The 14,458-nt window shown below is 42.3% G+C and carries 6 protein-coding genes; 2 read left to right on the forward strand and 4 right to left on the reverse strand.

What is annotated here, in order from left to right; translation table 11 throughout:
• Window positions 1–288: 288 nt before the first annotated feature.
• Both MD536_RS13700 and MD536_RS13705 read left to right on the forward strand, forming a co-directional pair.
• Window positions 289–3,495: a SusC/RagA family TonB-linked outer membrane protein gene (locus MD536_RS13700; RefSeq protein ID WP_239601054.1), complete on the forward strand. Its 3,207-nt coding sequence runs from the start codon at window positions 289–291 to the stop codon at window positions 3,493–3,495.
• Between the two features lie 17 nt (window positions 3,496–3,512).
• Window positions 3,513–5,009: a RagB/SusD family nutrient uptake outer membrane protein gene (locus tag MD536_RS13705; protein WP_239601062.1), complete on the forward strand. Its 1,497-nt coding sequence runs from the start codon at window positions 3,513–3,515 to the stop codon at window positions 5,007–5,009.
• 62 nt (window positions 5,010–5,071) lie between these two features.
• Here the strand turns inward: MD536_RS13705 and MD536_RS13710 are convergent, their stop codons facing one another.
• From MD536_RS13710 to MD536_RS13725, 4 genes are all read right to left on the reverse strand, one after another.
• Entirely contained in the window at window positions 5,072–6,487 is a 1,416-nt protein-coding gene (locus tag MD536_RS13710; RefSeq protein ID WP_239601064.1) for a RagB/SusD family nutrient uptake outer membrane protein, read from the reverse strand.
• Window positions 6,488–6,504: 17 nt separating this feature from the next.
• A complete protein-coding gene (locus MD536_RS13715) occupies window positions 6,505–9,513 on the reverse strand; it encodes a SusC/RagA family TonB-linked outer membrane protein (protein ID WP_239601083.1) in 3,009 nt (1,002 codons plus the stop codon).
• 306 nt (window positions 9,514–9,819) lie between these two features.
• Window positions 9,820–11,274, reverse strand: a complete 1,455-nt coding sequence (locus MD536_RS13720; protein WP_239601088.1) for a RagB/SusD family nutrient uptake outer membrane protein — start codon at window positions 11,272–11,274, stop codon at window positions 9,820–9,822.
• 19 nt (window positions 11,275–11,293) lie between these two features.
• A complete protein-coding gene (locus MD536_RS13725; RefSeq protein ID WP_239601094.1) occupies window positions 11,294–14,431 on the reverse strand; it encodes a SusC/RagA family TonB-linked outer membrane protein in 3,138 nt (1,045 codons plus the stop codon).
• Window positions 14,432–14,458: the final 27 nt, after the last annotated feature.

The raw sequence follows: 14,458 nt of genomic DNA on the forward strand, positions 1-14,458 counted from the left end.
TATTATACAGTAAAAATACAATAATGATAGAAACAACTATGTATTGTACCATAAACAATTAACCTTAGTTTAAATATTGTGTGTTTAATTTGTTAATTCCAGTAAAATTTTTAAACACATGAGAACGTTACGCCGTAGTGAGAGCAGTGCTCTATCCACAATACCCTCCGATCAAATTATCTTGAATAAAATTTCTGGTTTGTTAAACCAGATTTAATGCAGCTATTCAAGTTTTCGCCTGTCATACTATTTAACAAAGATTTTTTTTTAATCAAACACACAATGTACATGAGAAAAATGCTCTGCATGCTTTTGTGCATGGTTGTCCTGGCAGGGCAACTATGGGCACAATCCCGAACTATTACGGGTCGGGTAACTGATGCATCCGGCAATCCTGTTGCCAATGCATCGGTGGTGGTTAAGGGTACAACCACAGGTACTACCACCAATGAAGATGGTACCTATTCCATTAACATTCCTGCAACTGCAAGATCACTGGTAATTTCCGGTGTAGGTTTCAGTGAATTTGAACAACGCATTGGTGATGGAAATACCATCAATGCTGTATTAAAAGCTTCTGATACAGATTTACAGGAAGTGGTAGTTGTTGGTTATAGCAATACCACTAAAGAAGCCTTTACCGGATCTGCAAAAGTAGTTTCTGCGCAGGCTTTGACTAACAAAAACACTTCAAACGTTTCACAGGCCCTTGCCGGTGAAGTTGCTGGTGTTCGGGTAATCAATACCACTGGACAGCCTGGTGCTGCTGCAACTATCCGTATTCGTGGTATTGGTTCAGTAAATGGAAACCGTGCTCCGCTTTATGTGATTGATGGTGTTCCTTATGATGGAAACCTCAACGCGATCAATATGGGCGACGTAGAATCTACAACTGTATTGAAAGATGCGGCTGCTACTGCGATCTATGGTGCACGTGGTGCGAATGGTGTTATCATCATTACAACCAAAAATGGTCGTAGCAAGCAACCGTTCATCGAAATTGACGGTAGATTGGGTACCAACTTTTCTCTGCTTCCCCGTCATGATAAGATTACCAGTCCGGAAGATTATATTGGGTTAAGCTGGCAGGCACTTTACAACCAGGGTCGTGCACTTAACAATGCTGATCCTACTGCCTATGCTAACACCCGTTTATTCTCTACATCTGGCATTGATCCTGACTATAACATGTGGAATGTTGCCAGTGGTGCAGAATTGATTGATCCTGCAACTGGTAAAGTTCGTTCCGGTGTTTCACGTCGTTTTAATCCTGAGGTTTGGGAAGATTATGCATTCCAGCCATCTACCCGTCAGGAAGCGAATGTGCGTCTTGGTGGAGGTAATGCAAAATCAAACTATTATACATCTTTAGGTTACCTTAAAGATGTTGGTTATTCTATTAATTCCGATTTCCAGCGTTTATCTGCCAGAATGAATGTGAATCAGGAAATCCGCAGTTGGTTAACTGCAAGCATGAACATTGGTTATGCGAATACCACCACTAATCAGAATGGTCAGGGTAGCAGTTCCAACAGTATTTTCTGGTTTGTTGATAACATTCCTTCTATTTACCCTCTGTACATGAAGGATGCGGCCGGAAATAATATTCCTGATCCAATTTATGGTGGTAGTCAATTTGATTATGGTGAATCAGGACGTAAGTTTGGTTCTCTAACCAATGCGATTGCAGATGCAACATTCAATACTGTTAAGAGCCGTAGAAACGAACTGAATGGTAATACCAATATCAAGGTAAACTTCACTAAGTATCTTTCTTTTGAAACAAGACTGGGTGTTCAGTATTACAACAACTCTTTCGTTAACCTGCTGAATAAGTTCTATGGTTCAGCTGCCGGACAAAATGGTTCTATCTATCAGTCCAGAACAGAATTGTTGAATACCAACCTGCTGAAAATGTTGCGCTTTAACAAAGCTTATGGCAATCACAGCATTGAAGCATTGGCAGCTCATGAAGCAACTGACTGGAGACAATCATTTGCTGATGCAAGCAGATACAACCTGGTGTCTAATACCAGCGAAGAATTAAACAACGGTGTAGTTTCTACCCCTTCAACTTCTTACACAAATAACTTCAAACTGGAAAGTTATTTTGCGCAGTTGAACTATAACTACGATGCTACTTATTACCTGTCAGCAACTATTCGTCGTGATGGTTCTTCCCGCTTCCTGAATGATAAGTGGGGTAATTTCGGTTCAGTTGGTTTGGGCTGGATTGTTTCCAATGCTGCATTCATGGACAAACAGAAAGTGTTTGACTTCCTGAAATTGAAAGCGAGCTATGGACTTATTGGTGAGCAGGAAGGTGTAGGTTTCTATCCTGGTTACGATCGTTTCAACGTTGATAACCTGAATAATAACCCAGCCTTTGCCTTCTCAACAAAAGGTAACCCTGATCTGACCTGGGAAACATCTCAGATGTTCCAGACTGGTATTGAATTCCGTTTGGGAAATTACCTGACAGGTTCTGTGGATTACTATATCAAGAACACCAATGATCTGATCTTCGATCGTCGTGTAGGTCCTTCAAGTGGTTTTGCACTGATCAAAGTAAACGATGGTAAACTTCGCAACCAGGGTCTTGAGTGGGATCTTACTGCTCACCTGCTGAAAAAGAAGGATTACTATTTCGATCTGGGCATCAATGGTGAACACTTTAAGAATACCATTACACAGATGCCAATCGATCCTTCAACCGGTTTACCAAAAGCGATCGACAACCAATCTCCTTATGGTTGGGCAAAAGGTGGCTCCGTATTCGATTTTTACATGCGTAATTTCGAAGGTGTGGATCCTGCAGACGGACTTTCAACCTGGACCGTTTTCTATGATGATTTAAATAATGATAATACCTTCCAGGCTGGAGAGCAGGTAACTGACCTCGTTGCTTTCCTCGCTGCCAATCCTGATAAGGATGGCGCATTGAAGCAGAGCATTACTAAAACATATTCTCAGGCTACTCAGTATTTTGTTGGAAAATCAAGTATCCCAACCATTCGTGGTGGTATCAACCTGAGAGGTGGCTGGAAGCAATTTGACATTGCTATTCAGTTCCTGTACACTCTGGGTGGATATGCAATTGATGGAGCTTATCAGAGTTTGATGAACAACGGACTGGTAGGTGGAAATAACTGGCATAAAGATCAGTTCAAAGCTTGGACTGAACCCGGCCAGGTTACCAATGTTCCCCGTTTGTCTAACCAGCAGGATGCAAACGCTAATGCTACCTCTACCCGTTTCCTTACAAAGGCATCTGCACTCGGATTGAATAATATCCGTTTGGGTTACAATCTGCCTAAGTCTTTGAACAATCGCCTGGGTATTGCTGATGCAGGATTCTTCGTATCAGGTGATAACCTGTGGATCCGTTCTGCACGTCGTGGTTTCAACCCCACTGTTTCAGAAACTGGTGGTTCCAGCATTTACACTTATGCGCCCTTGTCTACACTTACTGTAGGTATGCGTGTTAAATTATAATTTGTAAAAAAAGCAAAATGAGAACTAGAAATATAATTACTGCCCTTGTGATCGGTTCTACGATCTTCACTGGTTGTAAAAAAGAGTTTTTGGATACCGATGCAACAGAGTTTGTAACGGACCGCGGACTTGCTGAAGCGGTTGCCCTGGATCCAAATCTGCTGAACGGTAACATTGCCGGTTTGTACACAACCATGTACACTGCCTTCATTGGTGGAACTACGCAGCATGATGACTTTGGTCAGAAAAGTGTGGATATCTACACCGATATGTTAAGTAGCGATATGGCTCTCGGTGCGTTGAACTATGGATGGTATTCCAACGTTGCGCGCTATCAATCGTCTCTCGATTTTACGAGGATTGATAATTATCATCCCTGGCGGTACTATTATCGTATAATTTTCGGGGCTAACCTGATTATAGACGCATTGGGTGGTACAGATGCAAATCCCACAGAAACCAATGAGCGTCATCTGATGGGGCAAGCAAAAGCAATGAGAGCCTATGCATATTTTTATCTGTCCAATATCTATTCAAAAGAATATGGTACCGGATCAGAAAAAAGCATTCCGCTTTATACAAGTGCTACCCAGTTGAATCAGCCAAGAGTAACTTCTCAGAAGATTTACAATCTCATTGTAGATGATTTAACGAAGGCAATTGATTACCTGAGTGATTTTGAACGTACAACAAAAGATCAGGTAAATGCAGATGTTGCTAAAGGTCTACTGGCCTATGCGCTAGCTTCAAGGGGACAGGCTGGTGACTGGGCTCAGGTTGAAACTTTAACTCAGGAAATTATTGATGCAGGTTTCCCATTGACAACCCGTGCTCAAACTGTGGCGGTATTGTCTGGTACAACTGTTACCAATCCTGAGTCTGGTTTTAATAACGTAGCTACTCCAAGTTGGATCTGGGGAGTTGATATTAATCTGCAGAGTGATCTTGACCTGGTTTCCTGGTGGGGACAGATGGATATTTATACCTATAGTTATGCTTGGGCTGGTGATCCCAAAGTTATGGACAAAGGTTTATTTGATTCAATGCGTCCCGATGATATCCGTAGAGGCCAATTCGATGCTGCATTAAGACCGCGTAACAAATTCTTCGATCCTAGAAGAGTAATTGGTGGTCAACGTAATATCGAAACTGACTATATCTATATGAGAGCTGATGAGTTCTATATGCTAAATGCAGAAGCAAAGGCCTATCAGAATAAAGATGCTGAAGCTATTACCCGGTTAAAGGAAATTCTTGAAAACCGTTTGGATGACGTAGATTACCTGGATGCGCTTTCTGGTCAGGCATTAAAAGATGAGATTTACAAACAAACACGTCTTGAATTCTGGGGTGAGGGTAAAGGTTATCTGGCAATGAAGCGGAACAAAGCAACCAATACGCGTGGATCGAATCACCTGTTCTTTGCAGGAGAATCTTTCCCCTACAATGCGGATGAGTTGACATTCCCGATTCCTCAACAGGAAGTAATCAACAACCCGAATTTGAATAATTAAGCTATTCGGAATAATAAAAAAGGCGGCCTTTTTAGAGCCGCCTTTTTTATTTCCCCCAATTATTAATAACCTGGATTCTGCTGAGACTTAATATTTGGATTCGCATCCGTTTCTCTCTGTGGAATAGGCAACAGACGCTTATCAAAGGGATAAGGAATGTTACGTGCATTTGCAGGAAAATTAGCACTCCGTACAATTGGTCTTTTCAGTCGGTTCAGATCATGAAAACGATCTCCTTCCGTAGCTAATTCTTTACGGCGTTCGGTCAGAATATCTTCCAGCAATGCAGCTCCTGTTGAAGTATATCCGGTGAAGCTTGGATCACGACGGGTTGCAATGAAATTCAGGAAATCTCTTGCCTCTGTTTCGTTTGTGGAAAGAGAAGCTTCAGCTGCAATGAGATAAACTTCACTCATACGCAAAACTTTGGTATCATCGCGGTCAGTTTGAATATTGGTGTACTTATTTACGAAAACAGCAGGTAAACCACCGCGGGTTCCAGCACTGTATAAACCTTTCCGTACATCTGTATCAGTGAATAGTGCATACAGATCATCTGCTAGTAGCATATCTCCGTAACCTTGTTGATTATAGATATAGCCAAGCGCATCAAAAGCAAGATTTCCAACTGCATCCATTGTTACTTCAAACAGCGTTTCTGTTTTATTGGTACCTGCCAAAGGGGCTGGGTTTCTCCAATATGCAATATAATTCGCAGCAGTAACAACACTATATCCGCTATTATTGATAACATCCAGTGCAGCAGTACGTGCGGCAGCCATATTACCCATTGTAAGATGAACTTTTGCTTCCAATGCTTTTGCAGCATATTTGCTAAACTGCAAAGAACCAGGTGAAAGCGTCATCTTGTTATAGGCTTCAGATAGATCACTCAGAATCTGAGTATAAACTTCGCCCACGGTATTTCTGCCGGGTTTGGAGTTGATATCATAGGAAGTCACTAGAGGAACCCCCAGAGCACCTGGATCATCTGTATAAGGCTTTGCGAAAAAGCGCACCAGGTTGAAATACATCAGCGCCCGGATTGCATGTGCTTCCCCACGATACTGATCAATTGCAGGAGTTCCGGTTGGAGCTGATGCGATGATATTATTGGCACGCAAAATAACCGAATAGGATTGAGCCCACATCCCATCGGCGTTTCCATCTGTAACAGGTTGTTCAAAGCGATTATACAAAGTATAACGGTTGCTGTTTTGAACAGACTGGTACACGTTGTCACCCAACAGATCACCTAATACAGGACCAGAGCGACCAAAAATGTCTACTCCTCTCATACCTGCATACGTTCCTCTCAGTGCTACCTGCATATCAGCTTCGGTAGTGATTGCGGAAGCAGCTGGTAAAGAAGTGTAGGGTTCCAGATCCAGGAATTCTTTTTTACAGGAACTAAATGTGGTAACAGCCACCCCTAGTGCCATTGCAATGACTATATGATTTGTTTTTATAATTTTCATAACCTGTGTTTTTGTGATTAGAAGCCAATATTTAATCCAACAGTTACGGTTTTGGGGATGAATACTTCCAGGTTGGTTTCACTGGAAACACCTGCTTCCGGATCAAACGGCATGTTCTCGTCCTTTACCCATGTCCAAAGATTTGTACCCCTTGCATAAAAGAAGATACTGTTCATTTTCAGACGATCTGTAACTGATTTCGGAATAGTATACCCCAACTGAATATTTCTGAGGCGAATGAAGTCGCCTTTTGCAAGATAGAAAGTAGAGAAGTTCTGAGCTAGTCTGTTACCATTAAATACATATCTTGGAACATCTGTAACATCACCAGGCTGCTGCCAGCGATCCAATTGGCGAACCACTTTGTTAAACGCACCACCGTTACCACTACCCATATAGAAACCACCCCATGTGTCCCGAACGTAGTTTCCGAAATTGTAGTAAAACTGAGCTTCCAAAGAAATTCCCTTGAAATTGAACGTATTGGTGAAAGCACCAAACATTTTCGGAGTTGCCGATCCATAATCAGCAGTACGCAGTGCAGTATTCCAGTTATTGGTTGTTTCTCCCTTTGTATCATCTACATACCATAGCGGGTCACCATTAGCGGGATCTACACCGGCATACTGACGAACATAAAAAGTCTGGAAATCATATCCAACTCGGCGAATAAATACGCCAGTTACGATATCTGCATCATTAACCAGTGCAGTGATTCTGTTTTTGTTGGTTGCAAAGTTGAAGTTCACATTCCAGTTGAAGTTGCGACTTTGCACCGGTATTGCATTCAGTGTTACTTCCACACCTTTGTTTTCCATAGCACCGATGTTCTTAGTTACCCCGCCAAAACCGGTTGTTAAGGAAGTCGGTTCATTCAACAAAAGATTTGAAGTCTTTCTTACATAATAGTCTACACTACCTGAAATTCTGTTATTAAACACACCGAAGTCTAATCCGATGTTCAGTGGTTTGTTCAATTCCCATGTCAGGTCCAGGTTACCCGGGTTATTGGGTGCACTACCTGGCAATTGGTTATAGTTCACTCCAAATCCATAGGTTGGTCTCCAATCGTAGTTACCAATACCAGCGTTACCATTCACACCATAAGAGGCACGGAGTTTTAACTGGCTTATGAAATCCACATTTTTCATGAAAGCTTCCTGATCAACGTTCCAGCTGAATCCAAGGCTCCAGAAATTACCAAAACGATTATTGGGACCAAAGCGGGATGATCCATCGCGACGACCACTTGCACTTATCACATAACGATCTTTGTAATTCACGTTCATTACAGAGAATACGGAATTAAATGCATAATCAGAAGCATCTTGTTGTGCAGCAATAGGAGTTGCACCAACTGAAGCAACAATCAGGTCAGATGTTGGCGGGAAGCCCTGACTTTGTACGTTCGTGAAATATCCTTTTGATTTTTGGGCTTCATAACCAAGTTTGAAGTCCAGATAGAAGTCCTCATCCTTATTCAGGTTCTGCTTATAATCAAGGTAGTTGGTTATACTGAGGTTGGAATAACGTGTATAACGACTGAACGCGCGACCATTAACATTGAATCCATCTCCATGGAAGGGGTTATTATACTGATCTTCTTCCAGAATATTGTAGTCAATACCTCCACGGCTGGTAAATTTCAGATTTTTGAGAATCTGGTATTCGGCCATCAGGTTGGAACGGAGAGAGAACTGATTCAGGTTTCTTTTGTCCAATTCAGCAGTTGCTATGGTGTTGTGCAATGCACCTGGACCAAAATCTGGTGCGGTAATATTCAAGCTGCCGTCTTCTTTTCTGGCCGCTCTCGACGGCAGCAGGAAATAAGAACTCAGAATCGGGTTACCAAATGCTCCACCATTCAGCGGTGCATTTTGATTGATATATGCCGCGCTGGTATTGAGAGTGAATTTCAGTTTCTCTGTCGCTTTATTGGTAATTGTGGCATTACCGGTATAACGCTTAAAATCAGACTGTACAGTAAGTCCTTGCTGGCGGAAATAACCACCTGAAACAAAGAAGCTGGTACGATCATTACCGCCGCTAGCACTCAGGTTAACCTGCTGCTGATCTGCTCTCCTTGTTACATTGTCCAGCCAGTTAAAATCTACCCCGTTTCCAAATCCGAAGTTGGCTGTCATTACACCATCTACGTTGGCTGGAGCAATACCAAAGTTGATCAACCCTTCACGGGTAAGATCAAAGTACTGGCTAGCATTTAATGGTTTGTATTTTTCATTCTGGTATGCAATATCGCTGGTACCTGCTTCCAGATCAACATTGAATTTGGTTTTCCCTGCTTTTCCTTTTTTGGTAGTAATAAGGATTACCCCATTCGCAGCCCGCGATCCATAAATGGAAGCGGCAGAGGCATCTTTTAATACGGAAATACTTTCAATGTCATTCGGGTTCAGACTGTTCAATGCATTGGAAGAAGTGGTCAGACGGCTGAGATCACCAGTATTAATCGGGTTACCATCAATAACCCAAAGGGGAGCAGCACTTGCATTAATTGAACCAATACCACGAATCCGGATCTGCTGAATAGAACCAGGGTTACCACTTCCCTGAACGGATTGCAGACCGGGTATAGCACCCTGCAAAGCACGGTCTACGGAAGTAAATGGCCTGTTTGCTACTTCATCACCTTTTATGGTATTAATAGCACCGGTAATTTCCGGCTTTTTCTGGGTACCATAGGCCACGACAACTACTTCCTGAAGTTTCTGATCCAGGGAAGTAAAAGAGATGTTGAATACATTCGAACTTCCGATACGCTGTTCTATGGATTCATAACCCACAGCAGAAAATACCAATACTTTAGCTGTTTCGGGAACATTCAGGCTGAAGGAGCCGTTGTCATTGGTGGTGGTACCGATGCTGGTACCTTTCACGAGGATGGATGCATTTGCCACAGGGGCACCTGTTGCATCCGTGATTCTGCCCGTAAGTGTACGGGACTGAGCAAAAGCATTGCTCATCACTACGAGCACGCATAGAAGCGCGCATAGCAATTTTCTCATCAGTGTATGTGTTTGGTTAAAAAATAAACAAGCTACCAGTTCAGAAATTGGATTTTACGGTAAGGAACATGCCTTATTTTTTCGAGGATGGGGTTCTTATCAAGAGCTTAACAATATACGCAGGTAAAAGTTGATAAAAAAGGGGTAAAAATAAAATTAATGCGCGTTTAATTAAAATATATACCATTGATTATTTCGCTAAACAAACCAAAGAATGATACTAATAATACTGGTCGAATTAAAGAATGGTCAAAAAAAAGAGGCTGCTCGATTGATACAGCCTCTTTTACAGATAAAAAAATTACGTTAATTGTCTTCACACAGGCTATTCAATAATAGTTCTGTTGAAGAAATTGGCCAGATATATTCCTGTTGGGTTGGCTGAACTGCACTAACCCCGGGTTTTGCAGGAAGTGCCAGTCCTAACCTGGTAATATCCTGTCCAGCTAGCCCTTCACCGAGAAATTCAATTCTTCTTTCCGTCAGGATGGCATTTGCCAGATCTTCAGATGTAGCAAAATCTCCTGCTACAAAGGTGGTAGTTGCGTCAGAGCGCTGGCGAACCGCATTCAGCAAAGCAATAGCGCGGGCATCTACAGTGTTTGTGCTCCTGGTAATGGCTTCTGCCAAACTCAATAATACCTCCGGATAACGGATAACAGGAGCCCAATCGGTAAAAGGAGCCGCTTTAGGGTATTTATTCAGGTATTGCTTACCACCGGATGTTACAATCAGGGCTCTGCGCGCATCGGTATCTTTCCAGCCGGTATTGGAAATAATTCCGGTAGATAACAGAGAGTATTCTCCATTTCCTCCGTTCATGGCTGCAGAACCATAATAGTAACCCAACTGGTTCTGTGTGCCCGGAGCTTCTACATCACTGAAGGGCATGGATAGAATGGATTCAGTTGTTGTATAGTTTGAATACAGCGTTGCAACATTCGCCTGTAGTGCATGTGCCACACCACTAGGAGCTGTAAAGGGAGCAGCTGCACTTACAATCTTATTTGCTTCCGTGATTACATCTGAATAACGTTGCATTGCAAGATAAACGCGAGTCTTGAACGCGATTGCTGTGTTCTTGTGCGCCCTTGTTGTATTCAAAGCTGCGGTGGTATAATTGGTCGGAAGATTTTGTTCTGCATAATCCAGATCAGCCAATATTTGAGTATAAACTTCTGCTACCGTACTTCTAGCCAGATCATAATTTCCGGAACCAGTATTGGGCGTCAAACGCAATGGTACTCCTGGCTTACTTCCATTTCCATCCCAAAACGGGCGGGCATACAACTGCAATAATGCATAGTAAGACATCGCACGAACAAAGCGGGCTTCAGCTCTAAAGTTATTCGCTTTGGCATCACCCACCACACTGGCTCCCTTTGTATCCATACCCGCCAGGAAGACGTTAGCCAGGTTAATCGCGTAATAAGCACGTGACCAAACAGCTTGAACGGAATTACTTGAACTATTACTTGGTGTGTAATTCCAAACATCAAACCCTGTTACAACGTTAGTTCTGTCGTTTTGAAAGTCTCCACCACGTATATCATTAAAAATTTGGTAGCGACCTCCATACATTCCTGCGTTCTTGATAGTTGCATAAATGGCGTTTACCTGGCCGACAATCCGAACCTCGCTATCAAATGCAGATAAATCAGATACTACGTTGGTTGGAACGGGTTCAAGATCTTCTTTTTTACATCCGGCCAATTGAATTACACCAATTGCAATGGCCGCGTATAATAATTTCTTTTTCATTTTCTTGTTAGATTTTGGGTTAGAATCCTACGTTCATTCCTACGATTACTCCACGCTGGTTACCTACAGTATTTCTGTCTATACCCTGGTTGATGTTGCCGGTACCGTTGGATGAAACTTCAGGATCTGGACCAGGATATTGTGTACCTATCCAAAGGTTATTTCCTGCTACATAGAAGCGCAGATTGTTAATTTTAACCCGACTGGTAACTGCCATTGGCAAATTGTAAGCAAGTGTGAGTGTTCTTAACTTGATAAAATCACCTTTGAATACATTAATGTCAAGAGGGAATGCTGATCCGTTTGAAACGTTATCTCCAAAGTAAGACTTAGGCATATCTGTTACATCACCGGATTTTGTCCAGGCTCTCAAAACATCAGTTGAGTTGTTCCAGAAACGCTGATCACGTAATCCTGCATACGTACCCCAATACACATAGTTTCCTCCCTGGAAGGTGAAGAGTGTATTCAGTTCAAAATTTTTATAACGGAAGGTGTTATCAAAACCACCAAAAAACTTGGGGAGTGTGTTTTTGTAAACAACAGCATCTGCAGAGCTAATGGTTGGAGCAGCTGTTCCATCCTCATACTCAAACCGGAAACCTGTTGTTCCTGCAGGTATTACATGCTGGAACAATACACGATCACCGTCCTTATTGATAAAAATCCGGCGACCGGTTGCTGGATCAACACCAGCAGTACGTGTAACGAATAACATACCCAGCGATTCACCTACAACAGTGATACTGGGCGACTCAAGTCCGCCGGTTGCAGCAATAATATTGGTTAAACCTGGAGCAAGAGAGGTAACCTCGTTTTTGTTGAAGGTTATATTGAAATTAGCTGTCCAGGTGAAATCCTTTTTCTGAACCGGAACAAAATTCAAAGCAATTTCAACTCCTTTGTTGTACATAGTTCCAACGTTTGTTGGAATATTACTGGGCAAACCTGCTGAAGGTGGTGTTGGAACGTTCAAAATCAACCCGTCTACATCATTTTTGTAGTACGTTACTTCACCTGTAATCCGGTCATTCAGCAATCCAAAATTAATACCGATATCTGTTTTGGTACTGGATTCCCAACCCAGGTTGGGGTTTCCTGCCTGATTAAATACAAGTGTACCATTCCCACCATAAAGACCTGATCCAAAAGTAGAAAGTGAAGCATATTGACCAAGTCCGTCAATATTACCAACCTTACCATAACTACCCCTGATTCTCAGACTGCTGAAAATTTTATTCAATCCCGCATCTTCGAAGAATTTCTCATTGTTTACGTCCCATCCAGCAGATACTCCCCAGAAGTTACCCCATTTGTTATTTTGTCCCAACTGAGAAGCTCCATCTCTACGGAGGTTTGCAGCCAGGTAGTATTTGTTAGCGAAGTTGTAGGTCAGTCTTCCGAAATAGGATAACAGATAACTTTCGCCAATACCCAATCCGGAAGCATTCGGTGTTCTCCAACCTCCCTGGATGTTAATGAAGTCTGGATCGTTAGCACCAATCCGGTTCAGACCGTAACTTTTGTTATCACTCTTTTGCTGCTCGGTTCCAACAAGAGCACTGAAGTTATGATTTTCTCCTACAGTCTGATCATATTGGAGTGTGTTGGACCATACCCAACGTTTATTCTGATTATATACAGATGTAGCACTACCTCCGTTTGAAAAACCCTCACCCGAGATAGGAGACCAGTAGGTTTCATTGTCTACATACAAATAATCAATATTGTATTGTGAACGGAAGGTTACACCTTTAACTGGTTTGATTTGAACATAAGCATTTCCCAATAGACGGTTAACCTCTGAATTACCTCTGTTCTGATCCAGCTGAATCACTGGGTTGTTAAATCCTACCTGTCCAACTTTATTATTCATTACACCAATAAGGGCACCTGAATAGTTATAGGTTCCATCATTGTTATAAGGAGAAACATTCGGTGCAGTAATCAAAGGCACGCGACCAAGACCTGCTGTTGCGAATGCGTCCCCTAATGAACCCGAACTCACAGCAGAAAGGTTCTTTTCATTGGAGAATTGAATTTTAGTACCAACTGAGATGGCTTTATTAACTTTATGATCAACATTCATCAAAGCTGACATGCGCTTAAAATCATTTCGCTGAATGATACCTTCTTGTTCGGTATAAGCTATTGAAGTATAATATTTGGTAGACTCATTTCCGCCTGACATACTCAGGGAATTGTTATGAGAAAACCCAGTGCGGTATACATAATCATACCAGTTTGTATTAATTGGCTGACCATCTGGTCCTTCTGTTAATGCAAATTGGTTGGTAGCTGAAAACAATCCGGCATTTGTTAAGGACTGGTTCTTGTATTCAGTATACTGAAACGCATCCAGTAGTTCTGGTAAGCGCTGCACTTTACTCCAACCAACCCAGCTGTCAAGATTTACTTTGGGGCGACCAGATTTTCCTTTTTTGGTTGTTACAAAGATTACTCCATTCGCAGCTCTTGATCCATAAATAGCCGAAGCCGCCGCATCTTTTGCGATATCAATGCTTTCAATGTCATTTGGGTTCAGCGAAGCCAAGGCATTACCTGCTGCAGAAGTTGAACTGGCATCTCCTGAATAAACCGGAATACCATCAATAACAATCAATGGCTGTGAAGAAAGAGAGATGGAGTTTGTACCACGAACCCGGAAAACCGGTGGTGCGTTCAAAACCCCACTTGGAATCACAACCTGTAAACCTGGAGCTCTTCCGCCTAATGCCTGGTCGAAGCTTTGAACAGGACGGTTGGCAACAGCGTCTCCTTTCACATTGGCAATGTTTCCGGTTACTTCTTTTCTTTTAATTGCGGTTCCGTAACCCACAACAACCACTTCCTGCAAATCTCTATCTTCTGTAGAAAGTGAAATGTTGAATAAACCCCGGTTACCAATAGTGATTTCCTGAGATTGGCTTCCAATGGCCGAAAACACCAATACCTTTGCATTAGGAGGGAGCGTTAATGAAAAAGTACCATCTTCTCCGGTTGTAGTACCTACCGAAGTTCCTTTAACCAAAACAGATGCATTGGCTACTGCATTGCCGCTTGCATCTGTCACTTTTCCGGTCACCGTGCGTGACTGGGCCAATAGTTGACTATTGAGCATAATGATGCCCAATAACAACAGGACGAATTTTCTCATGTGCGTTTAGTTTTGACTAGAAATTAA

The sequence above is a fragment of the Flavihumibacter cheonanensis genome (genome assembly GCF_022352215.1).
Lineage (GTDB): Bacteria > Bacteroidota > Bacteroidia > Chitinophagales > Chitinophagaceae > Flavihumibacter > Flavihumibacter cheonanensis.